Raw genomic sequence first — 26,692 nt, 5'->3', positions numbered from 1 at the left:
CAGGGGCGCCCGGCCCTCTGCGGCGGGGGCGGGATCCGGCGTCGCTACGCGATCAGCCTGTAAGCCGGCAGCGTCAGGAACTCCTCGAACTCCGGCGCGAGCGAGAGCGTCTTGAACAGCGCCACCGCCTCGGGGAAGCGGCCGCCGGCGAAGGCGGCCTCGCCGACCTCGCGCTTCACCCGCTCCATCTCCTGCTCGAACACCGTCTCGAACCAGGCCGGCGTCACGGTGATGCCGCCTTCCAGCGTCACGCCGTACTTGACGAACTGCCAGATCTGCGCCCGCGAGATCTCGGCCGTGGCCGCGTCCTCCATCAGGTTGTAGATCGGCACGGCGCCGCGCCCGCGCAGCCAGGCTTCGAGATAGAGCACGCCGACGCGGATATTGTCGCGCACGCCCTGCTCGGTGCGGGTGCCGCGATGCACCTTGAGGAGATCGGCGCGGTCGATGGCCACGTCCGGGCGCAGCTTGTCGAGCTGGTTGGGCTGGGGCATCAGCCGGTCGAACACCTCCATGGCCACCGGCACCAGGTCGGGATGCGCCACCCAGGTGCCGTCATGGCCGTCGCTCGCCTCGCGCTCCTTGTCGGCGCGGACCTTGGCGAAGGCGGCCTCGTTCGCCGCCGGATCGTTCTTGACCGGGATCTGCGCCGCCATGCCGCCCATGGCGAAGGCGCCGCGCCGGTGGCAGGTCTGGATCAGGAGCAGGCTGTAGGCGCGCAGGAAGGCCTCGCCCATGATCACCTGGCTGCGGTCGGGCAGGACATAGGCGGGGTTCTTGGCCAGCTTCTTGATGAAGGAGAAGATGTAGTCCCAGCGTCCGCAATTGAGGCCGGCGACGTGCTCGCGCAGCTCGTGCAGGATCTCGTGCATCTCGAAGGCGGCCGGCAGGGTCTCGATCAGCACCGTCGCCTTGATCGTGCCGCGCGGCAGGCCGAGCCCTTCCTGCGCCGCGACGAAGACGTCGTTCCACAGCCGCGCCTCGAGGTGGCTCTCGAGCTTGGGCAGGTAGAAATAGGGGCCGGTGCCCGCAGCGAGCTGCACCTTGGCGTTGTGGAAGAGATAGAGGCCGAAATCGAACAGCGAGCCCGACATCGCCTCGCCATCGACCGTGACATGCGCCTCGTCCAGGTGCCAGCCGCGCGGGCGCACGATCAGCACCGCAGGCCCGCTCTTGAGCGTGTAGGCCTTGCCGGTGGTGGGATCGGTGAAGTCGATCCGCCCGGCCCAGCGATCCCTCAGGTTGATCTGGCCTTCGATGCAGTTCGCCCAGGTCGGCGAATTGGCGTCCTCGAAGTCGGTCATGAACACTTTCGCGCCGGAGTTCAGCGCGTTGATCACCATCTTGCGGTCGGTGGGGCCGGTGATCTCGACGCGGCGGTCGAGGAGGTCGGCCGGCAGCGGCGCGATCGTCCAGTCGCTGTCGCGCACCGCCTTGGTCTCGGCCAGGAAGCCCGGCACCTCGCCGGCGTCGAACCGCTTCTGCCGCTCGGCCCGGGCGGCGAGCAGCGCCTTGCGCCGGGTGTTGAAGCTGCGCTGCAGGCCTGCCACGAAGGCGAGCACCTCGGGCGTCAGGATCTCGTCGAAGCGCGCATCCATCGCGCCCGATATCGCGACGCCGTGAGGCAGGCTGGCGGACATTGGCTGGTCTCCATCTGGGATCGGCGCCACGGTGGGAAAGAGCGGCCGGCGGCACTTGCGGGCAGGACCCTATTTATCCCGCGTTGCAGTGTAAAGCGCCGCCGGCTGCTGCGCGGCCCCCGACGACGGGTGGGGGCGAGGCGCGGTCCGGGGCGCAAACGCAGAAAACCCCGCCGAGGCGGGGTTTTCCGGAGATATGGCAGGTGGAGCGGCTGCGCTCAGCGGCAGACGCGCACGCGCACATAGCGATAGTAGCCGTAGCCGTCGTTGACGCGGCGCGTCTCGTAGTAGCAGGTCGGCTGGTAGGTGTAGCTGTAGCTGGGCTGATAGGAGTAGCCATAGCCACCGCCGTAGCCACCGCCATAACCGCCACCGTAGCCATAGCCGCCGGCCTGGGCGGAGGTGGTGGTGGCGAGAGCCCCACCCGCGAGGGTGGCGGCGACGAGAGTGGCGGACACGAGCTTGCGGATCATCGGTATCGTCCTCTGGGTTGGGATCGCCGCGGTGTTGCGCTCGATCGATGAGGACAGGATAGCCGCCCCGCCGGCCGCTGCCGTGCGCATTGACACGGGACGCGCAGCCGTGCTCCTGCCCGGCGCGAGCCCGCCTGCGACGCTTGGCAGCACGCCCTTGGCGGAGATATTTTTCCCTGTATGAATAATTATATCCTCGTCGGCGGAAGCAAAGCATGGTCCAGAGCCACCCCCACGACCTTCGCGGCAAGCCGATCGCCGACGCCATCATCGCCGAGGTCCGCCGCGAGACCGAGATGCTCGCTGCCGCCGGCTGGCATCCCCGGCTCCTGTCGATCAGCATCGGCGACGTCGAGGCGGCGGCGGTCTATATCCGCAACCAGAAGCGCCAGGCCGAGCGCGCCGGCATCGCCTTCGAGGAGCGCAACTTCCCCGCTTCCATCACCCAGGCCGAGCTCGAGGTGGCGATCAGGGCGATGAATGCCGATCCGCGCGTCACCGGCATCATCATCCAACGCCCGGCCCCGGCACATATCGCGCTGAAGGCGCTGCAAGGGGCGGTGCACCCGATGAAGGACGTGGAGGGCATGCACCCCGCCTCGATCGGCAACATCGTCTACAACCAGCTCGACCTCGCGCCCTGCACGGCCGCAGCGTCGGTGGAGCTGCTCAAGGCGACCGGGCTGAAGCTGGAGGGCCTCGAGGTCGTGGTGGTCGGCCATTCCGAGATCGTCGGCAAGCCGATCGCCTTCCTTCTGATGAGCGAGGGGGCGACAGTCACGGTCTGCCACCACATGACCCGCTCGGTGGCGATCCATGCCCGGCGCGCCGATGCCCTCTTCGTCGCGGTCGGCAAGGCCAGGCTGATCACCGCCGAGATGGTGAAGCCGGGGGCGGCGGTGATCGACATCGGCATCAACGTCGTCAAGGACGCCGAGGGGCGAGAGAGCGTGATCGGCGACGTCGACACCGATTCGGTGCGCGAGGTCGCCGCCTGGATCACGCCGGTCCCGGGCGGCGTCGGCCCGGTCACCGTCGCCATCCTGCTGCGCAACGCGCTGACGGCGCTGAAGCGCCAGCGCACGCTCTACGAGACTGCCTATCGCGAGGACGTCGGGCGGTAGTCTCGCGCTCCGGCCTCTCAGGCCGGGCCGATGCCCTCCAGCGCCCCCGGCTTCGGGCCGCCCGTCGCCCAGTCCAGCAGCTCGACGGTATGGACGATGGGGATGGCGGTGCCCTGCGCGATCTGGGTGATGCAGCCGATATTGCCGGTGGCGATCAGGTCGGGCCCGGTCTTCTCGATATTCGCCACCTTGCGGGCCCGCAGCCGGCCGGAGATCTCCGGCTGCAGCATGTTGTAGGTGCCGGCCGAGCCGCAGCACAGGTGCCCCTCCGGCGGATCCTTCACCGTGAAGCCCATGCGCTTGAGCAGGGTCTTGGGCTCGGCGACGATCTTCTGGCCGTGCTGCATCGAGCAGGCGGAATGGTAGGCGACGGTCTGGTCGAGCGCGCGCGCCGGGCGCAGCGACAGCGTGGCCAGATATTCCGAGACGTCCTTGGCCAGGGCGGCGACGCGGGCGGCCTTGGCGGCATAGGCGGCGTCCTCGCGCAGCATGAAGCCGTAGTCCTTGATCGTGGTGCCGCAGCCGGAGGTGGTGACCAGGATGGCGTCGAGCCCGCCGCGCTCGATCTCGGCCGTCCAGGCATCGACGTTGCGCCGCGCCTGCTCCAGCGCCCGGTGCTCCCGGCCCATATGATGGACAAGGGCACCGCAGCAGCCTTCGCCGGACGGCAGCACCACCTCGACGCCGTGGCGGTTCAGCAGCCGGATCGCCGCCTCGTTGATGCCGGGCGCCAGCACCGGCTGGGCGCAGCCGCTGAGCAGCGCCACCCGTCCGCGGCGCTCGCCCTCGGCCGGGAACCGGCCGGGGCGCACCGGGGTCGCCGCGGCGGGCAGCGCTGCGGGCGCCAGGGCCAGCATGGCCGCCAGGCGCTCGCCTTGCGGCAGGCGCCGCACCAGCGGCAGGGCGCGCCGGCCGAGCCGCGCCAGGACCAGGGCCAGGCGGAACAGCCGGCGGTTCGGCAGCACCGTCGCGACGATGCCGCGCACCATGCGCTCGCTCAGGGGCCGGCGATAGGTCGTCTCGATATGGGCCCGGGCGTGGTCGACCAGGTGCATGTAGTGCACGCCGGAGGGGCAGGTCGTCATGCAGGAGAGGCAGGAGAGGCAGCGGTCGATGTGCTTGACCACCTCGGGGGTGGCCGGCTTGCCGCCCTCCAGCATGTCCTTGATCAGGTAGATGCGCCCGCGCGGCGAATCGAGCTCGTCCCCGAGCAGCGCATAGGTCGGGCAGGTGGCGGTGCAGAAGCCGCAATGCACGCAGCTGCGCAGGATTGTCTCGGATTCCCGCATCTGCGGGTCGCTGAGCTGCGCCGGCGAAAAATCGGTCTGCATGTCACTCGCCCATCTTGCCGGGGTTGAGGATGCCGGCGGGGTCGAACGCCGCCCGGATGCGCGCCGTCAGGGCGGCGAGCGGCCCGGCGGGCGGGGTGAAGGGCGGGACCGCCAGGCGCAGGGCTTCGCTGCCGCGCACCAGCGTGGCATGGCCGCCCTGCGCGGCCGCGGCTCGGCGGATCGCCGCGGCGGCCTCCGCCGTCTCCGGCGCCGCCGCCCAGACGAGCCCGCCGCCCCAGTCGAACAGGCGCGCCGCGCCGCCGGCCTGGCGCAGGGCCAGCGCCACGGCCGGGGCCCTGGACGGCGCGACGCTCACCCGCCAGACGGCACCGGCCGCATCCCGCAGCGGCGCCGCGTCGCGGATGTCGCGCCAGAGCGCGCTCGAAGCCGCCTCGTCCAGCCGGTCGGGCGCGCCGTGGCGCTTGAGCTCGCGGGCAAGGCGTTCGGCGCGATAGGCGACCGAGGGCGCGAAATTCTCCAGCCGCAGCACCGTGCGGGCCGGCATGCCGTCCCCGGCCGGCCAGTGCGCCGCCGCCGAGATCTCGTAGGGGCTGCCGGCGGCCGCCGACATCAGCGCCACCGCATCCTCGTCGGTAAGCCCGCTCCACACCAGGCTGGCCGAGGTCTCGGGCCTCGGCAGCAGCTTGAAGATCGCCTCCGTGACGATGCCGAGCGTGCCCCAGGACCCGGCCATCAGCTTGACCAGGTCGTAGCCGGTGACGTTCTTCATCACCCGCCCGCCGTTGCGGATGGTCTCGCCGCGGCCGTTGACGAAGCGCACGCCGATCAGCGCGTCGCGGCAGGCGCCGGCCATCAGGCGGCGCGGGCCGGAGAGGTTGGCCGCCACCGTGCCGCCGACCGTCGGCCGCGCCTCGCCCGAGCCGAGCAGGCCGCGCCAGTCTGCCGGCTCGAAGGGCAGCATCTGCCCGTTGGCGTCGAGCGCGGCGGTGAGCTCGGCGAGCGGCGTGCCGGCTCTCGCCCCGATCACCAGCTCGGCCGGCTCGTAGAGGGTGATGCCGGAAAGCCCGCCCGTCCCGACCGCTGCCCCGTGCACCGGGCGGCCGACGTCGCGCTTGGAGCCGCCGCCGCGGATGTCGAGCGGCGTGCGGGCGGCAAAGGCCTCGGCGACGACATGCGCCAGCTCCGCCTCGTCGGCGGGGGCTTGGATGGGTCCGCTCATGCCGCAGCCGGGAGGTCGCCGGCCGGCCGCAGGTCGAGCGGGAACACCTTGGCGGGGTTCAGGAGCCAGTGGGGATCGAAGGCGAGCTTCAGCCGTATCTGCTGGGCGAGCTCGGTCTCGTCGAACTGCTCGCGCATCAGGTCGCGCTTCTCGATGCCGACGCCGTGCTCGCCGGTGAGGCAGCCGCCGGCCTCGACGCACAGCCGCAGGATGTCGAAGCCGCAAGCCTCCGCCTTCTCGCGCTCGCCGGCGTCGTTGACGTTGTAGAGCACCAGCGGATGCAGGTTGCCGTCACCGGCGTGGAAGACATTGGCGACGCGCAGGCCGTAGCCGCGGACGATCTCGCCCATGCGGGTCAGCACCATCGGCAGCTTGCCGGTGGGGATGGTGCCGTCCATGCAGATATAGTCGGCGATGCGGCCGGTGGCGCCGAAGGCGGATTTGCGGCCCTTCCAGATGGCGGCGCTCTCGGCCTCCGAGGTCGACACCTTGAGGGTGCGGGCGCCGCATTGGCGGGCGATGGCGCTGATCCGCTCCAGCAGGCGGTCGATCTCCTCCTCGCTCCCTTCCACCTCGATGATCAGCATCGCCGCCGCGTCGAGGGGATAGCCTGCATGGGCGAAGCCCTCGGTGATCTCGATGGCGAGGTGGTCCATGTACTCGATCGCCACCGGGATGATGCCGGAGCCGATGATCTCGGCGACGCAGCGCCCGGCATCCTCGGGCGCGGCGAAGCCGACCAGCATCGGCCGCGCCCCTTCGGCGGCGCGCAGGATGCGCACCACCGCCTCGGTGACGATGCCGAACTGGCCCTCCGAGCCGATGACGATGCCGAGCAGGTCGAGCCCCGGCGCGTCGAGCGCGTCGCCGCCGATGTCGAGGATGTCGCCTTCCAGCGTCACCAGGCGCACGCCGAGGATGTTGTTGGTGGTGACGCCGTATTTCAGGCAATGGGCGCCGCCCGAGTTCATGGCGATGTTGCCGGCGATGGTGCAGGCGAGCTGGCTGGAGGGATCCGGCGCATAGAAGAAGCCCTCGTGCGCCACGGCGCCGGAAATGCCGAGATTGGTGATGCCGGCCTGGACGCGGGCGGTGCGGTCCTTGAAGTCGAGCGCCAGCACCCGGTTCATCTTGGCGAGGCCCACCACCACGGCGTCGGCCTGCGGCAGGGCTCCGCCGGAGAGCGAGGTGCCGGCGCCGCGCGGGATCACCGGCACGCGCTCGGCGTTGAGGAATTTCAGCACCGCCGCGACCTCTTCGGTGGTCTGCGGCAGCACCACCGCCAGCGGCAATTGCCGATAGGCGGTGAAGGCGTCGGTCTCGTAGGCGCGCCGCTCGTCCTCGCTCGCGATCACCTGCTCGCCCGGCAGCAGCGCCGACAGCCCGTCGACGATGCGCTGGCGCCGGGCCAGGATCCCGGGATCGGGCGCCGGCATCGGGATGCCGGTGGTGCTGTGGGTCTGTCCGTCGGGCATCAGCCTCCCCCGTTCGGCCTGTTTCCTCGGCCCTATCTTACGTCTTCCACGAGGCCTGGTCTCGCGTCGATGTCGAGCACGGGTTGTTCATCATGGTTGAGGGCGCCGGCGCAAGTATAAACTCGCCGGCCGGAACCGCCCTCCGGGGCATCGCCGGACTCGTCTCCGAAGGAAGGATATCGCGACATGGGCCATGGGCGTGCCGGCATCGTGGAGATCGAGACCGTGGCGAGCGGCGGTCGAATCGGCCTTTGGCCCTTCGCGGGCCGGGGGCGATCCGATGTCGAGGTTCGATCTGGAGGTCGCGATTGGACCGGAGATCTCGATGCTCTCGCCCGGTGGAATGCAGCCGCAGTCGTCACATTGGCCGAGCGCCCTTTCGGCCGGGACAGCATCGAGGCAGCCTCGGAAATCCGTCGCCGCTTCATGGAGTGGCACGCCTGGCCGGAGGGCGACGGCGCCGGGCCGGGCGCCGCCGAGCTCTCGGCGACGCTCGCGGCGCTTCTGGCAAGGGGCGCGCATCTCGCCGTCGCGTGCGAGGGCGGGCCCGACGAGGCCGCGATGGTTGCGGCGTGCCTGCTCGCGGACATGGGGCTCGGCCCGGATATCGCCATTCGCCGCGTCCTCGAGGCCGTCGGTCCCGTCGTGTCCCGGCAGGGCCTGCTGAAGGCCTGGCGCGAGGAGGGCGGGAGGACGCCGCCGGTCGGGAGACGCGATGACGGCGCGTCGATTCGCGACAGGGCCGTCGGCGCCCTCGTCGGATTGGCTGCCGGCGATGCGGTCGGCACCACCATCGAATTTCAAGCCAAGCCGGCCCATGCGCTGCTGACGGACATGATCGGCGGCGGTCCCTTTCAGCTTGCGGCGGGGGAATGGACGGACGACACCGCCATGGCGCTCGCTCTCGCGGACAGCCTCCGCGAGAACCCCGATCTCGATCCGGCGGCGCTGATGACCCGCTTCGTCGAGTGGCATGAGAACGGGCGATATTCCTGCACGGGCTGGTGCTTCGATATCGGCGGCACGACGCTGCAGGCCCTGCTGCACTTCAAGCGGACGGGCAATCCGCTCGCCGGCTCCAGGGATCCGGGGACCGCGGGCAATGGCGCGCTGATGCGGCTGTCGCCGGTGGCGATCCGGCATTGGAACGATCGATCGAAGCTCCAGGACGTCGCCAGGACACAGACCATCACCACGCACGCGGCCGACGAATGCATCGAGGCCTCCGGCATCCTCGCCGACCTTCTCGCCGACGCGATCGCCGGCAAGCCCCTGGCCGATATCCTGGACGGGCCGGCGGCTTTGCGGATCAAGGGCGGCTGGCGCGGCCTTGCGCGCGAGGATATCCGCGGGTCCGGCTATGTCGTCCATACCCTCCAGGCGGCGGTCTGGGCCGTGTCGCGGACGACGGATTTCCGGTCGGCGATCCTGCTGGCGGCCAATCTCGGCGAGGACGCCGACACCACGGCCGCCGTCGCCGGCCAGATCGCCGGCGCCGTCTATGGACTTTCCGGGATTCCCGGCGAATGGCTCGAGCGCCTCGCCTTGAAGCCCCTGATCCTTCGCCTCGCCGGCGACCTCGCCGACGCGGCGGACGGCGCCGGCCCGGCGTAGAGTGCCCGCTACCCCCGCGCCAGGCGCGCGAAGTTGCGCCAGAGGATCGCGGCATTGGCCGCGAAATCGGCGGCGTTCGTGGCCATGTCGTCCTGCAGCCGTTCCATGGCGCCCGGGCCGTTCGTCTCCTCCAGGGCGCGGCGGTACTCGGGCACGCAGGCCCAGTCCCGCACCACGCCGGCTTCCGCCTCGACATGGTACTGCAGGCCCCAGGCCCGGTCCGCCACCTGCATCGCCTGGACGCGGCAGAGCGACGAGCTGGCGAGCACCCGCGCGCCCTCCGGCGGCTGGGCGACGCGCACAGAATGCCATTGCAGCGCCTTGGACCGGGCGGGCAGGCCGGCGAACAGCGGATCCTCCCGTCCCTCGGCCGTCAGCTCGATGTCGAAGACGCCGACCTCGGGCGGGCGCTGCGGGCCGCAGGTGCCCCCGAGCGCGTCGGCGAGCAGCTGGTGGCCGAGGCAGACGCCGAGGAAGGGCCGGTTCAGCTCGCGCACCCAGCGGCGGATGACGCGCTTCTCCTCGATCAGCCAGGGATAGGCGTCGACGTCCCAGACGTCCATCGCCCCGCCCATCACCCAGAGCGCGTCATAGGGCTCCAGCGGCGGGATGACGCCGCCCTCGTCGAGCTCGACCGCGTCCCACGCGACGCCGTCGGCGGCCATGAAGGCGCGGAAGACGCCGGGATGCTCGGAGGCGAGGTGCTGCAGGACCAGGATGCGCATGTTCACGTCCAACCGAAACGATCGATCCAAGGAATCGGGACGGACCGCCCGAGGCGGAAACGTCCGGAGGCCGGTCAACTCACCGACAAATGACCATGTGCTGCGCCTTGCGGGACAGCCGGCTTCACGACGATTTCCACATCCTGCCCGAGAGCGACGAGAAATCGCATCAACCGTTCGACCGAGAACTGGCGAAAGTCGCCGCGCAGCATTTTTGACACGTCCGGCTGTTTCACGCCGAGCATGGCAGCGGCATCGACTTGCTTCAGGCGACGGCTTTTCATGATATGATCGATCTTGTAGACGAGCTGCGCCTTGATCAGGTGTTCGTCGGCATTCGGAAGTCCGATATCGGCGAAGACATTCCCAGATCCCGTGAAATACTCCGTGTCGTTCATCGGGTCTCTCCTCGCATAAGCTTTTCCGCTTCATGCAACCGCCTCTCGACGAGATCCATGTCGGACCTCGGCGTCTCGCGGCCGGATTTCGATTTCTTCTGGAACGCGTGAAGCACGCAAACCGCCTCTGCAAAGCGCACGGCATACATCGTGCGAAATGTGTCGCCGCGCTGACTGCTGACGATCTCGACGACGCCGGCGCCGCCGAACCCCTTGAGCGGCTTGGCATCTCGGTGTTTGCCGCCTTGTTGCGCGACATAGAGAGCATAGCCCATGTGCGAACGGACCTCTTCGGGCAATTCGCAAAAATCCCTGTAACTGGAGCCGATCCAGACGAGCGGTTTGATCCGTGGCTTCACCATTCGTTCCGAGTGTATATGGTGATTTCACTATATCATCAAGCCCATAAAGTGACTGGACCCGCATTTGGGGTGCACGAGGCATCTGGAAGCGCTACGCTCGGAGAGGCCCCGCTCTCTTCCTTCAGCCGCCCCCGCTGCGTCGTGAGAAGCTTCTGCCTAAGATCTCAGCTCCGGCAGGTCCTTGTACAGCTCCAGCGCTTCCGGGTTGGCCAGCGCCTCCTTGTTCTTCACCGTCCGCCCGGCGACCACGTCGCGCACTGCGAGCTCGGTGATCTTGCCCGATTTGGTGTGCGGGATGTCGGCGACCTGCAGGATCTTCGCCGGCACGTGCCGGGGCGAGGCGCCGGTGCGCACCTGCGTCCTGATCCGCCCGACCAGGGCGTCGTCCAGGGTGAGGCCCTCGCGCAGGCGCACGAACAGCACGATGCGCACGTCGTTGTCGAAGTCCTGGCCGATGGCGAGGCTCTCCAGCACCTCGGGGATCTTCTCCACCTGGGCATAGAGCTCGGCGGTGCCGATCCGCACCCCGCCGGGATTGAGGGTGGCGTCCGAGCGGCCATGGATGATCAGGCCGCCATGCGCCGTCCATTCCGCGAAGTCGCCATGGTGCCAGATATTGTCGAAGCGTTCGAAATAGGCGGCGTGGTACTTCTTGTCGTCCGGATCGTTCCAGAACCGCACCGGCATGGACGGGAAGGGCCGGGTACAGACCAGCTCGCCCTTCTCCTGGCGCACCGGCTTGCCGTCGTCGTTCCAGACGTCGACCGCCATCCCGAGCCCGGCGGCCTGGATCTCGCCGGGCCAGACCGGGCTGGTGGGATCGCCCAGCACGAAGCAGGAGACGATGTCGGTGCCGCCCGAGATCGAGGCGAGGTGCAGGTCCTGCTTCACCTTGCGATAGACCCAGGCGAAGCCGTCCGGCGACAGCGGCGAGCCGGTCGAGGTCATCAGCCGGAGCGCCGAGAGGTCGTGCGTGCTGGCCGGCGTCAGCCCGGCCTTGTGGGCGGCGTCGATATACTTGGCCGAGGTGCCGAACAACGTCACGCCTTCGCGCTCGGCGAGGTCGAACAGCACCGAGGCCTCGGGGTGGAAGGGCGAGCCGTCGAACAGCACGAGCTTGGCTCCCGAGGCCAGGGCCGAGGCAAGCCAGTTCCACATCATCCAGCCGCAGGTGGTGAAGTAGAACACCGCATCGCCCGGCCGGATGTCGGATTGCAGGCGGTGCTCCTTGAGGTGCTGCAGCAGCGTGCCGCCGGCTCCGTGCACGATGCATTTGGGCACGCCGGTCGTGCCGGAGGAATAGAGGATGTAGAGCGGGTGGTCGAAGGCCAGCCGCTCGAAGCCGAGCGGTGCCGGCGCGAACGGCGCGAGGAAGCCTTCGAGGGTGATGCCGTTCGGCAGGGCGGCCGCCACCGCCTCGGCCTCGCCGAGATAGGGCACGATCACGGTCCGGACCGCCGAGGGCAGCTGCGGGGCGATCGCCGCGAGCTTGTCGCGGATCGCGATGCGCTTGCCGGCATACCAGTAGCCGTCGACGGCGAAGACCAGCTTCGGCTCGATCTGGCCGAAGCGGTCGAGCACGCCGCGCTCACCGAAATCGGGCGAGCAGGAGGAGAAGATCGCGCCGATCGAGGCGGCGGCGAGCATGACGGCGATGGTCTCCGGCCGGTTCGGCATCATCGCGGCGACGCGGTCGCCGACACCGACACCCGCCGCCCGCATCGCCTGCTGCAGCCGCGAGACCAGGTCGAAGAGCTCCTGCCAGGTCAGGCGCAGCGAGGCCTTGTCCTCGCCCTGGAACACCATGGCGATGGCCTCGCCGGCGCCGCCGCGCAGCAGGTTCTCGGCGAAGTTCAGCCGCGCATCCGGGAAGAAGCGCCCCCCGGGCATGCGGTCGAGGTCGACGGCCCGGCGGCTGCCCTTCTCGCCGATCACGCCGCAGACGTCCCACAGCAGGTCCCAGAAGGCGGCGGGGTCGCGCACCGACCAGGCATGCAGGGCGCGATAGTCCGGCAGGGTGAGCTTGTGGCGCTCCTCGGCCTGGCGGCGGAAGGCGGTCACCTGCGTGGCCGCCACCCTTTCGGGCGAGGGGGACCACAGGGGCGTGTCGATCGGCTCGGGCATGGCGCGCTCGGATGGCATGGGTCTCATGGAGTCTTACGAGGAAGCTCCGGCCGGAAACAAGCGGGATGATGCGCTCCCCGCGGCCGTCGCAGGGCGGCCTCTGTTTGACCATGATGGCGCGCCAACTATAGTCCGCACGGCTTTCGATTCAGGCAATCCCAGCAGGCGCCGGGCCGGGCGCTGGCAGCATTCACGCAAACGGGGCGCGCAGTCCACATGAAGCGTATCGGGCTGGCTCTGGCGACCATCGCCGCCGCTCTCGTGGCGTTCGCCGCGGTCATCGCCTGGGCGGTGCCGGAGGATGCGCTGCGCCGCGCCGTCTCGGGACAGATCGAGGCCCTGACCGGTCGCAGCCCGGTGATCGACGGGCCGGTGCGGCTGGTCTTCGTGCCGGTGCCAGGCATCAGCGTCGAGAAGATCGCCATCCCCGGCCTGCCCGGCACGCCGCCGCTGCTCGAGGCGGACGCCGCGGTGGGCACGCTCGATTTCGCCGCCCTGCTCACCGGCCGCGTCCGCGTCGCCGACCTCACCCTGTTCGGGCCGCACATCGCGCTGGTCGCCGACGACAAGGGCAACTCCTCCTGGGGCTTCCACACCGGCGCGCTGGCCGAGATCGCGGCGAAGAACCCGAACGTGCGCCTGCCCCTGTCCTCGATCCGGCTCCTGAACGGGACCATCACCTATATCGATCTCGGCTCCGGGCGCACGGCGCGGATCGACGTGCCCGACGCCACGCTGGACTGGCCGTCCCCGCAGGGGGACATGTCCCTGGTCGGCATGGTCTCCTGGGGCGGCCATTCCCTCGATCTCTTCGCCAAGATCGCCGATGCGGCCGTGCTGGTCGCGGGCGGCCAGTCCGACATCCGCTGCAAGCTGAACGGGGATCTCGTCAACCTTGCCGTGCGCGGCGCCCTTTCGAGCGACGGGCGCCTGGAGGGCAGCCTCAACGCCACCGGCCCTTCGCTGCGCCAGATGGTGCGCTGGCTCGGCCTGCGCCTCGGCGAGGGCAAGTCGATCGGCGAGTTCAAGCTGCAATCGCCGGCGGTGATCGACGCCAAGAGCATCGCCCTGTCCGCGGTGCAGCTCGAGCTCGACGGCAACCAGGCCGACGGCGCCCTCAACGTGCGGTTCGACGGGCCGCGGCCGAAGATCAGCGGCACGCTGGCCGCCGACACGCTCGACATCTCCTCCTATTCCTCCGAATGGGCGCTGGTCGACAGCAGCCCCGGGCGCTGGCGGCGCGAGCCGATCGACCTCGCCAGCCTTGCGCTCGCCGATATCGACCTCAGGCTGTCGGCGGGCGACGCCGTCATGGACAAGGTCCGGCTCGGCCATATCGCGGCGGCGATCGTCGCCAGCAAGGGCCTGATGGAGCTGTCGCTGGGCGAGGTGGCGGCCTATGGCGGCACGCTCAAGGGCCGCCTCACCATGGCGCTCACCGGCGATGTGCCTAGGGTCGGCGCCAATCTCAGCTTCGAGGAGGTCGAGATGGGCCGGGCGCTCGGCGACTTCCTCGCCTTCCACCGGCTCGAGGGCATCGGCAAGGGCAGCATCGAGGTGACTGCCGTCGGCCGCTCCATCGAGGATCTCGCCGCCTCCCTGGTCGGCCAGGCCAGCTTCACCGTGCGCAACGGCGCGCTGATCGGCGTCGATCTCGCCGACGTGATGCGCCGCATCGAGCGTCGCCCGCTCACCGCCACGCTGGAGCCGCGCAGCGGCCGCACCGCCTTCGAGACCGGGGCGGTGTCCTTCGCCATCGACGGCGGTGTCGCCCGCACCACCGACGCCCGGCTCGACGGGGGCGCCCTGACGGTCGCCCTCGGCGGCAGCGCCGGCGTCAAGGCGCGCGACTTCGACTTGGCGGGCGAGGCGAGCTTCTCCTCCAACGAGGCGGGGCCGCCCTTCACCCTGCCGTTCAAGATCACCGGCCAATGGGACGACCCCTCGGTCTCGCCCGATCCCGACGCGCTGATCCGCCGCTCCGGCGCGGCGGCGCCGCTGCTGCAGGGCAATGCCAGCGCCTTCGCCGATACCGGCAACGGCGAGAAGCATATCGAGATGAACCCCCTCAAGGGCCAGGCGATCTCGCCCTGACCTATCCCTGCGCCGCCAGCCGTTCCGCCCGCTCGCGCTCCATCTCCGCCCGCTTGGTCGAGATCGAAGCGATGATCACGCCCACGGCGACGATGGCGATCAGGAGCGTGCAGGCGGCGTTGATCTGGGGCGTGACACCCAGACGCACAGAGGAATAGATCCGCATCGGCAGGGTGGAGGCGCCCGGCCCGGTGGTGAAGCTGGCGATGACGAGATCGTCGAGCGACAGGGTGAAGGCCAGCATCCAGCCCGACACCACGGCCGGCAGGATGATCGGCAGCGTGATCAGGAAGAAGGCCTTGAACGGCCGGCAGCCGAGGTCCAGCGCCGCCTCCTCGATCGAACGGTCGAAGGTGAGCAGGCGCGACTGCACCACCACCGCCACGAAGCACATGGTCAGGGTGGTATGGGCGAGGGTGATGGTCCAGAAGCCGCGCGAGATGTCGAGCGCCACGAACAGGAGCAGCAGCGAGAGGCCGGTGATGACTTCCGGCATGACGAGCGGCGCATAGACCATGCCGGAGAACAGGATGCGGCCGCGGAACCGGCCCATGCGCACCAGCACGATCGCGGCGAGGGTGCCGAGGATGGTCGCCAGCGTCGCCGACAGGGCGCCGACCCGGAGCGTGATCCAGGCCGAGCTCATGAAGGCCTCGTCCTGGAACAGGGCGACGTACCAGCGCGTCGACCAGCCGCCCCACACCGTGACGAGGCGGCTGTCGTTGAAGGAATAGATGATCAGGATGACGATCGGCAGGTAGAGGAAGGCAAAGCCCAGCGCGATCGAGGTCAGGTTGAACCAGGTCGGACCCTTCTTCATCGGCCGGCCTCCAGCTGCTTGGTCTGGACGTGCTGGTAGAACACGATCGGCACCACCAGGAGAACCAGCAGCACCACCGCCACGGCCGAGGCTGCCGGCCAGTCGCGGTTGAGGTTGAACACGTCCCACAAGGTCTTGCCGATCATCAGCGTCGAGGAGCCGCCGAGCAGGTCGGGGATGACGAATTCGCCCACGGCGGGAATGAAGCACAGCATGCAGCCGGCGACCACGCCCGGCAGCGACAGCGGGAAGGTGACGAGCCAGAAGGCCTTGACCGGCCTGCAGCCGAGGTCCGCCGCTGCCTCCAGCAGCGTCTCGTCCATCTTCTCCAGCGCCGAATAGAGCGGCAGCACCATGAAGGGCAGATAAGAATAGACGATGCCGATATAGATGGCGATGTCGGTGTTGAGGATCTGCAGCGGATTGGCCATGTCGACCAGGCCGATCTTGGCCAGCGCCAGGTTGAGCAGGCCTTCCGGCTTGAGGATGCCGATCCAGGCATAGACGCGGATCAGGAACGAGGTCCAGAACGGCAGGATCACCAGCATCAGGAGCGTCGGGCGCAGCGTCCTGGGCGCGCGCGCCATGCCGTAGGCGATGGGGTATCCCACCAGCAGCAGCAGCACCGTCGACACCGCCGCGATCCACAGGCTGGAGAGATAGGCCTTCCAGTAGAGCGCGTCCTGCGTCAGCAGCGTGAAGTTGTCGAAGCTGAGCTGGGAGAGGTAGTCGGAGACGGCGGCCCAGGCTGCGCCGAAGTCGAAGCCCTTGATCGCCTCCCAGGTCTCGCCGAGCGGGAAGGTCGGCGTGTAGGGCGGGATGGCGATGTCGGTCTCCGACAGGGAGATCTTCAGGACCAGCACGAAGGGCAGGATGAAGAAGATCGCCAGCCAGAGATAGGGCACCGCGATGACGGCGGTCCGCCCGGAGAAGAAGCCCTTGCGGCTTGCGGCGGCCATCATCGCCTCAATTCGTCAGGAGCACGCCGGCATCCGGCGCGAAGGAGACGAAGATCTTGTCTTCCCAGGTGATCGGCCGCTCGACGAAGCGGCTCATATTGGCCTTGGAGACGCGCAGGCGCTGGCCCGAGCCGCCCGCGACGTCGACGAGATAATTGGTCCAGTCGCCGAGATAGCCGATGTCGAACACCTCGCCGGACAGGGTGTTGGCGCTGCCGTTCGGCGCGTCGAAGGAGATCTGCATCTTCTCCGGCCGCACCGCGACATAGACCGTCTGGCCCGCCGCCAGGCTCTCCTGGCTCTCGACCGTCAGGGTCGCGCCGGTCGTGCTCGAGGCGACGTTCACGGCGCTGCCGGACTGGCCGGTGACCTTCCCCTCCAGGATATTGATGTTGCCGATGAAGTCGGCGACATATTTGGAGTTCGGCTGCTCGTAGATCTCGCCCGGCGGGGCGACCTGCACCAGTTTGCCGTGGTCCATCACCGCGATGCGGTCGGACATCGTCATCGCCTCTTCCTGGTCGTGGGTGACGATGATGAAGGTGATGCCGAGCTCGACCTGGATGTCCATCAGCTCGAACTGGGTCTCTTCGCGCAGCTTCTTGTCGAGGGCGCCGAGCGGCTCGTCGAGCAGCAGAACCTTCGGCTTCTTGGCGACGGCGCGGGCGAGCGCCACGCGCTGGCGCTGGCCGCCGGACAGCTGGTGCGGCTTGCGCGCGGAAAATTTCTCCAGCTTCACCAGCTTCAGCATCTCGGCGACGCGCGCGGCGATGGCGGGCTTGGCCATGCCCTCCATCCTGAGCCCGAAGCCGATATTGTCGGCGACCGTCATATGCGGGAACAGCGCATAGGACTGGAACATCATGTTGGCCGGCCGGTCATAGGGCGGCACGCCCGCAAGGTCGGCGCCCGCCAGGGTGATGCGCCCCGAGGTCGGCTCCTCGAAGCCGGCGAGCATGCGCATCAGCGTGGTCTTGCCGCAGCCCGACGGGCCGAGCAGCGAGAAGAACTCGCGGGCGTGCACGTCGAGCGAGACATTGTCGACGGCCGTGAAGTCGCCGAAGCGCTTGGTGACGTTCTCGAAGCGGATCAGGGGGACGGCATCGGGGTCGTTCCAAGGCATGAACTTTCGCCGGACGCCGCCGATGGCCTTCTGCGTCCTCGCCGGCGCCGACGGGGCGCCTCCCCCGGTCACGCTCATGATGCCCCTGGTCAGCCGTTGTCGTTGCTCCCAGCCTAAACCGGGATCTTCGCTGCGGTCTACAGGCGAAATTGCGGCACTTGCCTATTCCGAGGGCAGGCCCTCGCCCTCGCGTCAAACGTGTCGTCCGGTCCCTGCCGCTGCTGACACGTCCTGTCACTGCGGGATGCGACAACCCTGGCCACGACTTCGGCAGACTTTCCGAGCTCCGCCCCCCGGGGGCGAGCCTGGAGAGCCTGCTCATCAGCGACGGGAATGAGGACAGGCCCATGGCCACGAAACGCATCACCGCCCTCCTGATCGACGCCTTCGCCGATTGGGAGCCCGCCCTGCTGACGGCAGCCGCCAGAACCTTCTTCGACGCCGATATCGCCCATGTCACGCCCGGCGCCCGGGAGGTGGTCTCCGCGGGCGGCATGCGGGTGCGCCCGCAGGGCGACGTGGCCGGGCTCGACCCGCGCGACTACGACGCCCTCGTCGTGATCGGCTCTTCGCAATGGACGGAGCGTTGGGCGCCGAACGTCGCGCCGCAGTTGCGTGCCGCGATGCAGGCCGGCCGAATCGTCGGGGTGATCTGCGGGGCGACGCTCGCGGCGGCGCGGGCCGGCCTGCTCGACCGCCGGGCCCACACCAGCAACAGCCTGGAATTCCTGTGGGAGCACGGCGGCTTCTACGGCGGAGCGGCGCGCTATGTCGACAGCCCGCGCGCGGTCCGGGACGGCACCCTGATCTCGGCGCCCGGCTCGGCCCCTGCGACCTTCGCCGCCGCCGTGCTGGCCTCGCTGTATCCCGAGCAGGGCGAGGCGATCGCCGGCTTCGAGGCCCTGTGCGCCAGGGAGCATCGGGAGGATGCCGCAGGGTCGCCGCATCTGGCCCGCCGACCTCGCCGGCGGGCGGCGTAAGCAGGTTCTCCCGAACCTGCTTACGCTTCAATAACCTGAGCAGCATTGATTTTGCATGGAGAATGCAAAATCAATTGGTGGCCTAAGCCACGAGAAGCTGCTCGGCGCGCCGTTCTTTCACGCGGATTTGACATTTCCACCTCGGCCCGGGCAGTCTGGCGCCAGCGTCGGTCCCTCCGATGCCTCTTTTGTGCGCCCTCTCGCGGCGTGCGGCGCATCCGCCCCCGCCCTCTGACCAGGGCCCGAACCGGGGAGCGGACGGCGTGACGGACTGGCCGTTCCGGCCGCGTCGAACAGGTTGCCGGCGCGTGTTTCGGGTCGCCCTCCGCCAATGCGGAGCGGAAACCTTTTGTGTGCAGGATGAGCAAGAAGCGAAAGGCCGAGAAGCTGGAGATTTCCTCGGCACGGGGCGTGGACGGGCTGGACGAGGCCAAGGATTTCCTCGCCGCCCGATCGATCGAGGAGATCGAATGCCTGGTGCCCGACCAGGGCGGCGTGGCGCGCGGCAAGATCATGCCGGTGTCGAAGTTCCTGAAATCGCCGGTGATGAACCTGCCGCTGTCGATCTTCTTCCAATGCATCACCGGCGAATATCCCGACTATGAGGGGCTGGTGGACGTGGTCGAGGCCGACACCGACATGTTCATGCAACCGGACTGGTCGACCCTGACCTCGGTGCCCTGGGCGAGCGACCCGACGGCGCAGGTGATCCACGACGCCGTCACCCGCGACGGCCGCCCGGTCGAGCAGGCGCCACGCCAGGTGCTGCGCCGCGTGCGCGAGCTCTACCGCAAGAAGGGCTGGCAGCCGGTGGTGGCGCCGGAGATCGAGTTCTACCTGGTCGAGCCCAACACCGACGCCGACTATCCCCTGAAGCCGCCGGTCGGCCGCTCGGGTCGGCCGGAGATCGGGCGCCAGGGCTATTCGATCTCGGCGGTGAACGAGTTCGACGCCCTGTTCGAGGACATCTACAAATATTCCGAGCTGCAGGGCCTGGAGATCGACACGCTGATCCACGAGGACGGCGCGGCGCAGATGGAGATCAACCTCCTGCACGGCGATCCCGTCGAGCTCGCCGACCAGGTGTTCCTGTTCAAGCGCACCATCCGCGAGGCGGCGCTGGCCCACAAGATCTACGCCACCTTCATGGCCAAGCCGATCGCCGGCGAGCCGGGCTCGGCCCTGCATATCCACCAGTCGATCGTCGACGCCGCCACCGGCCAGAATATCTTCTCCGATCCGGAGACCGGTGGGCCGACGCCGCTGTTCTTCTCGTTCCTTGCCGGCCAACAGAAATATTTGCCGGCTATCATGAGCATGCTGGCGCCCTATGTGAACTCCTATCGCCGCCTGACGCGCGACAGCATGGCGCCGATCAACGTGCAATGGGGCTACGACAACCGCACCGCCGGGCTGCGCGTGCCGCCCTCCGGCCCGGATGCACGGCGGGTGGAGAACCGCGTGCCGTCCTCCGACGCCAATCCCTACCTCGCCCTCGCCGCGGTGCTGGCGTCGGGCTATCTCGGCATGACCGAGGAGCTCGAAGCCACGGCGCCGATCGAATCCGACGCCAAGAACCGCGACTTCGAGCTGCCGCGTGACCTGCTCTCGGCCGTGGCGCTGCTGGAGGACTGCGAGCCGATCCGCCAGGTGATGGGCTCCTCCTTCGTCACCGCCTACGCCGCGATCAAGAAGCAGGAGTACGAGACCTTCATGAAGGTGATCAGCCCCTGGGAGCGGGAATATCTGCTGCTGAACGTGTGAGGCTTTGCGAAGGGATTTGCCGACGTCGAGGGTTCCCGCGCAGGAACCTCACCGTCATGGACCGACTTGATCGGTCCATCCACGCGAACGCGATATCGGCCAGGGTTTGTCGCGGCATTGGTCGCGCCCTTTGCCGAATTGTCGGCGTTCGCGTGGATGGGCGTGACAAGCACGCCCATGACGGTCGCAGGTGGGGTAGTCGTATTGCGCGAGAACCCCGACGTCGGACAATCCCTTTGCGGGCGCCTCTCACGCGAAATCGAAATCCAGCAGTTCGAAGCGGTCGAAGGAGACCGGCCCCGACTCCGGCGAGAAATCGCGGATCTGGAGCGTCATCGGAGACGGCCGCAGGCGGTCGGGGCAGGCCCATCCCGGCAGGGCGATCCGGCGGTTCATGCCGGCATAGACGAACACGGGGCGCCCATGCCAGGCGCAGGCGGCGGCGATGACGCGGGCGACGTCGCGGCGCGTGGCCTCGATGCCCTCGTGCACCAGGATGGCGAAGATCAGCGTATGCGGCACGTGGCTCGACACCCGCGCGGCGGAAATCACCAGCACGTCGTCGCTGGCATGGACGGCGAAGGCGCGGCTGCTGTCGCTGAACCGCGACCAGAGCGACTCGCCGGTCCAGGACAGGCCGGCATCGCTCGCGCGGACATAGCGGTCGAGCAGCGCGGCGGCCTTGTCGCGGCCGAGGCCCGCAAGGCCCTGCGATGCGACGTCGGACCGGGCGAACGGGATCGACAGCCCGACGCGCACGGCCATGCGGATGAACGGCGCGAGCTTGAGATAGCGGATGTTGACCGGGGTCGCCTTTTCGTTGGGGACGGCCAGGATGAAGCGGATCGCCTGCGCCGTGCAGAAGCGCTCGACCTCGCCGTAGAGGTCGGTGATGGCGGCGCGCGAGCGGAACGGCTTCAGGATGAACAGATCGGACAGCATCACGGCGCGTTCCGCCCGCCCCTCAACGCGAACGGCCTGGTGCACGAGCGCGACCTGGCCTGCCTTCTGCGCGCCGGCGAACAGGCTCAGCACCGTCGTGCCGTGCGAGAACGAGACATCGTAGAGCCAGCGCAGCCGCTCCGGCGAGAAGCTCACGTCCGGCGAAGCGAAGGCTTCCGTCGCCAGCCTGGCGGTCTCGGCATAGTCGATCGCCGCTTCGTGTTGGACGGTGAGCTGCACGGCGCTCCCTCCGCGATGGATCTGGCCGCAGGCGGGACGCTGCGGCGCCATCAGAGTTTGGGCGCAGTATCGCGCGGATCACCTTCTTTCCCGTTAACGGGCGGCTCGGCCGGAGGGGTTGGGCGCGGGACGCGAGGGTCTTCGCCGCCTCGCGGAGCGTGCTTTCGCGGCGTCGGGATCCCCGACCGTTCGCCGACAGGACGATCGCGCGGCTGTCACGCCGCCGCCTTGCCCGCCTCGCTCGCCGCCTTCACCTCGTCGAGCCGGCCCGAGCGCACGTCGTAGACGAAGCCATAGATCGGGATGGACGGGGACACGAGCGGATGCTCGCGGATGCGCCGGACGTCCTGCAGCACGCTCCGCGCTTGGTCCCCGATCGTGTGCCATTTGACGAAATGGCCGGCGGCATGGCCGCCATGGTGATGCGGGTTGGTCCAGGCCTTGCCGTCGAACGACGCCGTTCCGAGATCGTCCTCGAGGAGATCGGCGATGACCTCGTCGGCGAAGAGCTCCATGCCGCAATTGGTGTGGTGGATGACGAACCACTCGAGCGTGCCGAGCAGCTTGTGCGAGATCACCAGCGAGCGGATGGCGTCGTCCGTGGCCCGGCCGCCGGCGTTGCGGATGACATGGGCGTCGCCCTCGGCGAGGCCGGCATATCGGGCGGGATCGAGGCGCGCATCCATGCAGGTCAGGATGGCGAAGCGGCGGGCGGGCGGCAGGGCGAGCGAGCCCTTGTCGCCGAACGAGCCGGCATAGCCCGCATTGGCCGAAAGCACCTCGTCGTAGATCTTGGACATCGCCGCCTCCATTCGAGCCGCCCATGCTCAGGGCGGACGAGGCGATCACGTCGGAGGCATAAAGTCAATTATTTTTATGGATTTTATATACAAAATAGCCAATCCATCGTCCCGAGCCGCCTTTCGCATCGCCGATCCGGGGTGTTCCCGAGATCGGCTCTCGGGCGGGCCAGTCGAATGGATCCGAGTTGCGTGGCGGAGGTTTCCGCGCCGGCTCCTTCTTGCGAAACCGGCCTCACGCCGCCGCCGGCTGGCGCTGCCGCGGGCATCTGGCTATGGGTTAAGACCTTTCCTGTTCGAGCGCATCATGGACAATCTCGGCCATCCCGCCCAATCCTACTACCTCGCCACCGCCTTGCCGCTGCCGGCGCAGCCGGCGCTGCGGGAGGACGTGCGGGCGGATGTCTGCATCGTCGGCGCCGGCTATACCGGCCTCGGCGCGGCGCTGGCGCTGGCGCAGCGCGGCCTCAGCGTGGTGGTGCTGGAGGCGGCGCAGATCGGCTCCGGCGCGTCGGGCCGCAATGGCGGCCAGGTGCATACCGGCCATCGCCGCGACCAGGACTATCTCGAAGAAAAGCTCGGCCTCGATACGGCGATGGCGCTGTGGCGCATGGCCGAGGATGCCAAGGCCTATCTCAAGCGCCTGATCGCCGACCATGCCATCGCCTGCGACTTCAAGCCCGGCATCCTCGGCGCCGACCACAAGCCGCATTATGTCGCGCTGTCCCAGGCCTATGTCGAGAAGCTCAACACCCGCTACGGCTATCCCCATGCCGTGGCGCTGTCGAAGCCTGAGCTCGACGCCATGCTCGGCGCCACCGGCTATTACGGCGGCATGCTCGACCGCGACGGCGGCCATCTGCACCCGCTCAACCTGGCGCTCGGCCTCGCCCGTGCCGCCCTTGCGGGCGGGGTGCGCATCTTCGAGCGCTCGAAGGCGCTCGGCTACGAGAAGGCCGGCGGCAAGGCGATCGTCGCTACGGCGCAGGGCCGCGTCACCGCCGACTGGCTGCTGCTCGCCGGTGACGGCTATCTCTCCGGCCTCGATGCCCGCACCGAGGCGCGGGTGATGCCGATCAACAATTTCATCCTCGCCACTGCGCCGATGAGCGAGGCGCAGGCGAAGGCGCTGATTCGCGACGACGTCGCCGTGGCCGACAGCCGCTTCGTGGTGAACTATTACCGGCTCTCGGCCGACCGGCGGCTGCTGTTCGGTGGCGGCGAGAACTATCGTGCCGGCTTCCCGCCCGACATGAAGGCCTTCGTGCGCGGGCACATGCTGAAGATCTTCCCGCAGCTTTCCGGCATCGGCATCGACTATGCCTGGGGCGGCACCCTCGGCATCACCACCACGCGCCTGCCCTTCGTGCGGCGCCTCGCGCCCAACGTGCTGACGGCCGCCGGCTATTCCGGCCAGGGCGTGATGCTCGGGCCCTATTTCGGCAAGATCCTGGCCGACGCCATCGCCGGCACGCTCGGCGAGTTCGACCGGCTCGCCGCCCTGCCGACGCCGCCCTTCCCCGGCGGGCGGCTGCTGCGCTGGCCGACGCTGGTGGCGGCCATGAGCTACTACGCCTTGCGCGACCGGATCTGATATTTCGTTCCGGATTTAACATTTCGTTTACGGTGTATTCAGGCCTTGTTCAGCCTCGTCAGGCTTTCATGCCGTCGCGTAACGCCCAATTCCGGGCTGAGGAGACGACATGACGCTGATGTGGAAAGGCGCGGTACTCGCGCTCGCAATGGGCCTCGCGGCGCCGGGGGGCGCGCTGGCCGCAGGTCCGGTGCACGTGTTGAACGCGCCTGCCCCGGTGATCAAGGTCAAGGACGGCCGCAACGCCGCGGCCGCGGCCGGCGCCGTCGGCGGCCTCGCCGCCGGCATCCTGCTCGGCAACCTCATGGCCCAGCCGGCCGAGGCCGCGCCGCCGGCGCCCGTCTATGTCCAGCCGCGTGACTACGGCTACGAGCCGGCGCCGCCACCGCCGCCGCGCTATGTCGACCGGCAGCCGGCCTATGGCTACCCGCCGCCCGGTCCCGGCTATGATGCGCCGCGGGAGCTGCGGCGCTCGGTGGAGATCTGCCGCCGCGGCATCCTGACGGCCGCCCGCCGCTACGGCGCCTTCGATGCGCGCGTCGGCGAGCCCTCCCGCACCCGCCGCCTCGACGACGGCTCGCTGCGCTTCCGCGTGCCGATCACCGTCTACTACAGGCAGGGCCAGCGCAATTCCCTGGTCGCCTGCAACACCTATCGCGGCTCCCTGGTCTCTGCCGAGGCGGTGCGCTGAGGCAAGCTGAAATACGGCCGGGGCGGGGCCTTCGCTGCCTCGACCCGGCTGCCTGCATACGAAACCGGCGGACGGCCTCAGGCGCTCGCCGCTACGCCCTGACCGGCGGCGTCAGGCCGTGCGTGGCCGACAGCTGCTCCATCGCCGCCACCGTGTCGGGGTCGACCGGGATGCCGTTCTTCAGCCGCTCCGCTTCCACGGCCCATTCGCGGTCGCCCGGAGCCATCGGCTGGCCGGCGGCGCCTTCGGCCGGGGCGGCGGCGCGGATGCTCTCGAGGTAGCGGGTCATGATGCCCTCGTAGATCGGGGCGGGGATGAAGGCCGAAGGGTCGATCGCCAGGGCGAAGCCGCCCATGTCGCGCGGCCGGCCCGTCGAGACGCCGTACATCGGCTTGAGCTCGGTGGAGAGCGCCATGCCGGTGAGCGGCGCGCTGAGGATCTCCACCAGGCCGGCGAGGCCGGCGCCCTTGTAGCCATATTCGCCGCCGACCGGCGAGAGCACCCGGGCCGCGTGCGGGTCGGTGGTGACGCGCCCGACCTCGTCCACCGCCACGTCCGCCGGCAGGATGCGGCCGAGCGAGCGGTAGAGCAGCACGCGGTTCATCGGGATGGCGCTGGTCGCCATGTCGAGCAGCCAGGGCCGCTGGCCCGGCACCGGCGCGCCCCAGGCGATCGGGCTGGTGCCGTGGAAGGCGTCGCGCCCGTCATGCAGGCGCACCGCGGCATCGGAATTGGCGGTGAGGAAGCCGATGCAGCCCTGCTCGGCCGCCCACAGCGCATAGGCGCCGGCTGCGCCCATGTGCGACATGCGCTTGATGGTGACGGCGCCCACCCCCTGCTCCCTGGCGATGGCGACCGCCTCCGCCATGGCGCGGTAGCAGGCGAGGTGGCCGATGGCCCCGTCGGCGTCGAGGATCGCCGCGGATCCGGCGGCCCGCTCCAGCCGGAGCTCCGGCGCGCCGTTGACCTCGCCGGTGGCGATCACCGACAGGTAATAGGGCAGGAGGCGCACGCCATGGCTGTCCACGCCCAGGCGCGAAGCGTGCATCATCGCCCGCGTCGCCGCGTCGGCGGAGGCGGCGTCGGCGCCGCCGGCGATGAGAGCTTGCTCCACGAAAGGAGCGAGGCTTCCTGCGGTGAAGCGGATCGGTTCGGCCATGGTCAGCTCTTTCGGGTCTCGTCGTCGGGCGCCGGCGGCGCCTCGTCCTCGTCGTCCGCCGGGGCGCCGGGAATGGCGTAGACGCCCTTCAGCCAGCGCGACAGGTCGATCTCGGCGCAGCGCTTGGAGCAGAACGGGTCATATCTGGCATCGCGGGGCTTGCCGCAGATCGGGCAGCCGCGCTTGGGCACCAGCGGTTCGACGGATCGGGCCATCAGCGTTCGTCCAGCCAGGTGGCGCGCACGGGAAAGCCTTCGCCTTCCAGAAGCGCCACCGTCTCGTAGAGGGGCAGGCCGACGACATTGGTATAGGAGCCGACCAGCTTGATCGCGAACACCCCGGCCAGGCCCTGGATGGCATAGCCGCCCGCCTTGCCCTTCCATTCGCCCGAGCCGAGATAGTTGTCGAGCTCGTCGCGCGACAAGTGCTTGAAGCGCACCCGCGTCTCGACCATGCGGGTGCGGACCGCCCCACCGGGCGCCGCGACGGCGACGCCGGTCATCACCCGGTGCGTGCGCCCGGAGAGCAGGCGCAGGCAGGCATCCGCCTCCTCCACCCGCTCGGCCTTGGGCAGGAGGCGCCCGGTGCAGGAGACGGCCGTGTCGGCGGCCAGCACATAGGCGCCGGCGAGGTCCGGCCGCGTCGCCAGGGTGGTGAGGGCCGCCTGCACCTTGTCGCGCGCCAGGCGCTGCACCAGCGAGCGCGCCGCTTCGCCCCGCTTCGGCGTCTCGTCGAGGTCGGAGGGCAGGAGCGCATCGGGTGCGCAGCCCGCCTGCTCCAGGAGGGCGAGGCGGCGGGGGCTGGCGGAGGCGAGGACGAGCTTGGGGCGGTCGGGCATCGGGCCGGGAACGAGCGAACTGTCATGCTGTGTGGACCAGCAGGGCGGCGATTGCAACCCGGGACGAGCACGGGAGGATGGGAGCGGAGCGATGGGCGCCGACCCCGGGCCCCGGCCTAAGCAGAGTTTCGGGGGGGGGGGGGGGGGGGGGGGGCGGGCGGGGGGGGGGGGGGGGCGGGGGGGGCGGGGGGGGGGCGCCCCCACGGCGCCCCCCGCCGGGGCCGAGCCGCCCCCCCCCGCGG

24 protein-coding genes are annotated in these 26,692 nt (G+C 69.4%); 7 read left to right on the top strand and 17 right to left on the bottom strand.

Going from position 1 to position 26,692, the window contains the following annotated elements:
- Window positions 1-44: 44 nt before the first annotated feature.
- Both aceB and QO011_RS28195 read right to left on the bottom strand, forming a co-directional pair.
- Window positions 45-1,640: a malate synthase A gene (gene aceB / locus QO011_RS28200; protein WP_307279742.1), complete on the bottom strand. Its 1,596-nt coding sequence runs from the start codon at window positions 1,638-1,640 to the stop codon at window positions 45-47.
- A 218-nt stretch (window positions 1,641-1,858) separates the two neighbouring features.
- On the bottom strand, window positions 1,859-2,098 hold the full coding sequence (locus QO011_RS28195) for a hypothetical protein (RefSeq protein WP_307279738.1): 240 nt from the start codon (window positions 2,096-2,098) through the stop codon (window positions 1,859-1,861).
- Between the two features lie 230 nt (window positions 2,099-2,328).
- Here QO011_RS28195 and QO011_RS28190 point away from each other — a divergent pair, with 230 nt between their 5' ends.
- Window positions 2,329-3,237 (top strand): bifunctional 5,10-methylenetetrahydrofolate dehydrogenase/5,10-methenyltetrahydrofolate cyclohydrolase, encoded by a 909-nt coding sequence (locus tag QO011_RS28190; RefSeq protein ID WP_307279736.1) that lies wholly within the window; start codon window positions 2,329-2,331, stop codon window positions 3,235-3,237.
- 17 nt (window positions 3,238-3,254) lie between these two features.
- Here the strand turns inward: QO011_RS28190 and glcF are convergent, their stop codons facing one another.
- Genes glcF through QO011_RS28175 form a run of 3 tightly spaced genes read right to left on the bottom strand, consistent with a single transcriptional unit; the run spans window position 3,255 to window position 7,223 of the window.
- A complete protein-coding gene (gene glcF / locus QO011_RS28185) occupies window positions 3,255-4,568 on the bottom strand; it encodes a glycolate oxidase subunit GlcF (protein ID WP_307279733.1) in 1,314 nt (437 codons plus the stop codon).
- 1 nt (window position 4,569) lies between these two features.
- On the bottom strand, window positions 4,570-5,748 hold the full coding sequence (glcE, locus tag QO011_RS28180) for a glycolate oxidase subunit GlcE (protein WP_307279730.1): 1,179 nt from the start codon (window positions 5,746-5,748) through the stop codon (window positions 4,570-4,572).
- Complete coding sequence (locus tag QO011_RS28175; RefSeq protein WP_307279729.1) at window positions 5,745-7,223, bottom strand: FAD-linked oxidase C-terminal domain-containing protein; 1,479 nt, start codon at window positions 7,221-7,223, stop codon at window positions 5,745-5,747. Before QO011_RS28175 ends, glcE begins: the two co-directional genes overlap by 4 nt.
- A gap of 363 nt (window positions 7,224-7,586) precedes the next feature.
- Here QO011_RS28175 and QO011_RS28170 point away from each other — a divergent pair, with 363 nt between their 5' ends.
- Complete coding sequence (locus QO011_RS28170; RefSeq protein ID WP_307279728.1) at window positions 7,587-8,837, top strand: ADP-ribosylglycohydrolase family protein; 1,251 nt, start codon at window positions 7,587-7,589, stop codon at window positions 8,835-8,837.
- Between the two features lie 8 nt (window positions 8,838-8,845).
- Here the strand turns inward: QO011_RS28170 and QO011_RS28165 are convergent, their stop codons facing one another.
- The 4 genes from QO011_RS28165 to QO011_RS28150 form a co-directional block, all read right to left on the bottom strand.
- Window positions 8,846-9,562, bottom strand: coding sequence for a type 1 glutamine amidotransferase (locus QO011_RS28165; protein WP_307279723.1), 717 nt, complete (start codon window positions 9,560-9,562; stop codon window positions 8,846-8,848).
- A 74-nt stretch (window positions 9,563-9,636) separates the two neighbouring features.
- The gene (locus QO011_RS28160; RefSeq protein ID WP_307279720.1) at window positions 9,637-9,960 is read right to left on the bottom strand and encodes a helix-turn-helix domain-containing protein; all 324 of its coding nucleotides are present in this window, start codon (window positions 9,958-9,960) and stop codon (window positions 9,637-9,639) included.
- Window positions 9,957-10,319: a type II toxin-antitoxin system RelE/ParE family toxin gene (locus QO011_RS28155; protein ID WP_442358309.1), complete on the bottom strand. Its 363-nt coding sequence runs from the start codon at window positions 10,317-10,319 to the stop codon at window positions 9,957-9,959. The genes QO011_RS28160 and QO011_RS28155 overlap by 4 nt, the downstream gene beginning before the upstream one ends.
- Window positions 10,320-10,478: 159 nt before the next feature.
- Entirely contained in the window at window positions 10,479-12,446 is a 1,968-nt protein-coding gene (locus QO011_RS28150) for an acetoacetate--CoA ligase (protein WP_307279714.1), read from the bottom strand.
- Window positions 12,447-12,662: 216 nt separating this feature from the next.
- On the opposite strand from QO011_RS28150, the gene QO011_RS28145 reads away from it, so the two are divergent.
- A complete protein-coding gene (locus QO011_RS28145; protein WP_307279712.1) occupies window positions 12,663-14,540 on the top strand; it encodes an AsmA family protein in 1,878 nt (625 codons plus the stop codon).
- A 1-nt stretch (window position 14,541) separates the two neighbouring features.
- Here the strand turns inward: QO011_RS28145 and QO011_RS28140 are convergent, their stop codons facing one another.
- Genes QO011_RS28140 through QO011_RS28130 form a run of 3 tightly spaced genes read right to left on the bottom strand, consistent with a single transcriptional unit; the run spans window position 14,542 to window position 17,442 of the window.
- Window positions 14,542-15,360 (bottom strand): ABC transporter permease subunit, encoded by an 819-nt coding sequence (locus tag QO011_RS28140; RefSeq protein ID WP_307279709.1) that lies wholly within the window; start codon window positions 15,358-15,360, stop codon window positions 14,542-14,544.
- Complete coding sequence (locus tag QO011_RS28135) at window positions 15,357-16,319, bottom strand: ABC transporter permease subunit (RefSeq protein WP_370882022.1); 963 nt, start codon at window positions 16,317-16,319, stop codon at window positions 15,357-15,359. Before QO011_RS28135 ends, QO011_RS28140 begins: the two co-directional genes overlap by 4 nt.
- A gap of 7 nt (window positions 16,320-16,326) precedes the next feature.
- Window positions 16,327-17,442: an ABC transporter ATP-binding protein gene (locus QO011_RS28130; protein ID WP_307279703.1), complete on the bottom strand. Its 1,116-nt coding sequence runs from the start codon at window positions 17,440-17,442 to the stop codon at window positions 16,327-16,329.
- A 347-nt stretch (window positions 17,443-17,789) separates the two neighbouring features.
- Between QO011_RS28130 and QO011_RS28125 the strand changes: the two genes are divergently transcribed.
- Window positions 17,790-18,422, top strand: coding sequence for a DJ-1/PfpI family protein (locus QO011_RS28125; protein ID WP_307279701.1), 633 nt, complete (start codon window positions 17,790-17,792; stop codon window positions 18,420-18,422).
- Between the two features lie 360 nt (window positions 18,423-18,782).
- The gene (locus QO011_RS28120) at window positions 18,783-20,186 is read left to right on the top strand and encodes a glutamine synthetase family protein (RefSeq protein ID WP_307279699.1); all 1,404 of its coding nucleotides are present in this window, start codon (window positions 18,783-18,785) and stop codon (window positions 20,184-20,186) included.
- Window positions 20,187-20,435: 249 nt separating this feature from the next.
- Here QO011_RS28120 and QO011_RS28115 read toward each other — a convergent pair whose 3' ends face one another.
- The gene (locus QO011_RS28115; protein ID WP_307279697.1) at window positions 20,436-21,368 is read right to left on the bottom strand and encodes a hypothetical protein; all 933 of its coding nucleotides are present in this window, start codon (window positions 21,366-21,368) and stop codon (window positions 20,436-20,438) included.
- Between the two features lie 215 nt (window positions 21,369-21,583).
- Window positions 21,584-22,168: a beta-class carbonic anhydrase gene (locus QO011_RS28110; protein WP_307279695.1), complete on the bottom strand. Its 585-nt coding sequence runs from the start codon at window positions 22,166-22,168 to the stop codon at window positions 21,584-21,586.
- 307 nt (window positions 22,169-22,475) lie between these two features.
- On the opposite strand from QO011_RS28110, the gene QO011_RS28105 reads away from it, so the two are divergent.
- Both QO011_RS28105 and QO011_RS28100 read left to right on the top strand, forming a co-directional pair.
- Window positions 22,476-23,762 carry an NAD(P)/FAD-dependent oxidoreductase gene (locus tag QO011_RS28105; protein WP_307279693.1) on the top strand — a complete coding sequence of 429 codons (1,287 nt, stop codon included), beginning with the start codon at window positions 22,476-22,478 and terminating at the stop codon, window positions 23,760-23,762.
- 109 nt (window positions 23,763-23,871) lie between these two features.
- On the top strand, window positions 23,872-24,453 hold the full coding sequence (locus tag QO011_RS28100) for a hypothetical protein (protein ID WP_307279689.1): 582 nt from the start codon (window positions 23,872-23,874) through the stop codon (window positions 24,451-24,453).
- A gap of 91 nt (window positions 24,454-24,544) precedes the next feature.
- Here the strand turns inward: QO011_RS28100 and QO011_RS28095 are convergent, their stop codons facing one another.
- From QO011_RS28095 to QO011_RS28085, 3 genes are read right to left on the bottom strand one after another with little or no spacing between them, the layout of a single operon-like run.
- Complete coding sequence (locus QO011_RS28095; protein ID WP_307279685.1) at window positions 24,545-25,612, bottom strand: Ldh family oxidoreductase; 1,068 nt, start codon at window positions 25,610-25,612, stop codon at window positions 24,545-24,547.
- 2 nt (window positions 25,613-25,614) lie between these two features.
- The gene (gene yacG, locus QO011_RS28090) at window positions 25,615-25,827 is read right to left on the bottom strand and encodes a DNA gyrase inhibitor YacG (RefSeq protein ID WP_307279684.1); all 213 of its coding nucleotides are present in this window, start codon (window positions 25,825-25,827) and stop codon (window positions 25,615-25,617) included.
- On the bottom strand, window positions 25,827-26,450 hold the full coding sequence (locus QO011_RS28085) for a Maf family nucleotide pyrophosphatase (protein WP_307279682.1): 624 nt from the start codon (window positions 26,448-26,450) through the stop codon (window positions 25,827-25,829). The genes yacG and QO011_RS28085 overlap by 1 nt, the downstream gene beginning before the upstream one ends.
- Window positions 26,451-26,692: the final 242 nt, after the last annotated feature.

The sequence above is a fragment of the Labrys wisconsinensis genome, assembly GCF_030814995.1.
GTDB classification, from domain to species: domain Bacteria; phylum Pseudomonadota; class Alphaproteobacteria; order Rhizobiales; family Labraceae; genus Labrys; species Labrys wisconsinensis.
This window is presented reverse-complemented; position numbering and strand designations above follow the sequence as displayed.

Excerpts from the sequence above, each read along its gene's own strand:
- QO011_RS28175 (WP_307279729.1), bottom strand. The coding sequence starts at position 7,223 with ATGCCCGACGGACAGACCCACAGCACCACCGGCATCCCGATGCCGGCG.
- QO011_RS28160 (WP_307279720.1), bottom strand. The coding sequence starts at position 9,960 with ATGAACGACACGGAGTATTTCACGGGATCTGGGAATGTCTTCGCCGAT.
- QO011_RS28135 (WP_370882022.1), bottom strand. The coding sequence starts at position 16,319 with ATGGCCGCCGCAAGCCGCAAGGGCTTCTTCTCCGGGCGGACCGCCGTC.
- yacG (WP_307279684.1), bottom strand. The coding sequence starts at position 25,827 with ATGGCCCGATCCGTCGAACCGCTGGTGCCCAAGCGCGGCTGCCCGATC.
- QO011_RS28165 (WP_307279723.1), bottom strand. The coding sequence starts at position 9,562 with ATGCGCATCCTGGTCCTGCAGCACCTCGCCTCCGAGCATCCCGGCGTC.
- QO011_RS28125 (WP_307279701.1), top strand. The coding sequence starts at position 17,790 with ATGGCCACGAAACGCATCACCGCCCTCCTGATCGACGCCTTCGCCGAT.
- glcE (WP_307279730.1), bottom strand. The coding sequence starts at position 5,748 with ATGAGCGGACCCATCCAAGCCCCCGCCGACGAGGCGGAGCTGGCGCAT.
- glcF (WP_307279733.1), bottom strand. The coding sequence starts at position 4,568 with ATGCAGACCGATTTTTCGCCGGCGCAGCTCAGCGACCCGCAGATGCGG.
- QO011_RS28110 (WP_307279695.1), bottom strand. The coding sequence starts at position 22,168 with ATGTCCAAGATCTACGACGAGGTGCTTTCGGCCAATGCGGGCTATGCC.
- QO011_RS28100 (WP_307279689.1), top strand. The coding sequence starts at position 23,872 with ATGACGCTGATGTGGAAAGGCGCGGTACTCGCGCTCGCAATGGGCCTC.
- aceB (WP_307279742.1), bottom strand. The coding sequence starts at position 1,640 with ATGTCCGCCAGCCTGCCTCACGGCGTCGCGATATCGGGCGCGATGGAT.
- QO011_RS28150 (WP_307279714.1), bottom strand. The coding sequence starts at position 12,446 with ATGCCCGAGCCGATCGACACGCCCCTGTGGTCCCCCTCGCCCGAAAGG.
- QO011_RS28130 (WP_307279703.1), bottom strand. The coding sequence starts at position 17,442 with ATGCCTTGGAACGACCCCGATGCCGTCCCCCTGATCCGCTTCGAGAAC.
- QO011_RS28105 (WP_307279693.1), top strand. The coding sequence starts at position 22,476 with ATGGACAATCTCGGCCATCCCGCCCAATCCTACTACCTCGCCACCGCC.
- QO011_RS28120 (WP_307279699.1), top strand. The coding sequence starts at position 18,783 with ATGAGCAAGAAGCGAAAGGCCGAGAAGCTGGAGATTTCCTCGGCACGG.
- QO011_RS28095 (WP_307279685.1), bottom strand. The coding sequence starts at position 25,612 with ATGGCCGAACCGATCCGCTTCACCGCAGGAAGCCTCGCTCCTTTCGTG.
- QO011_RS28140 (WP_307279709.1), bottom strand. The coding sequence starts at position 15,360 with ATGAAGAAGGGTCCGACCTGGTTCAACCTGACCTCGATCGCGCTGGGC.
- QO011_RS28085 (WP_307279682.1), bottom strand. The coding sequence starts at position 26,450 with ATGCCCGACCGCCCCAAGCTCGTCCTCGCCTCCGCCAGCCCCCGCCGC.
- QO011_RS28145 (WP_307279712.1), top strand. The coding sequence starts at position 12,663 with ATGAAGCGTATCGGGCTGGCTCTGGCGACCATCGCCGCCGCTCTCGTG.
- QO011_RS28190 (WP_307279736.1), top strand. The coding sequence starts at position 2,329 with ATGGTCCAGAGCCACCCCCACGACCTTCGCGGCAAGCCGATCGCCGAC.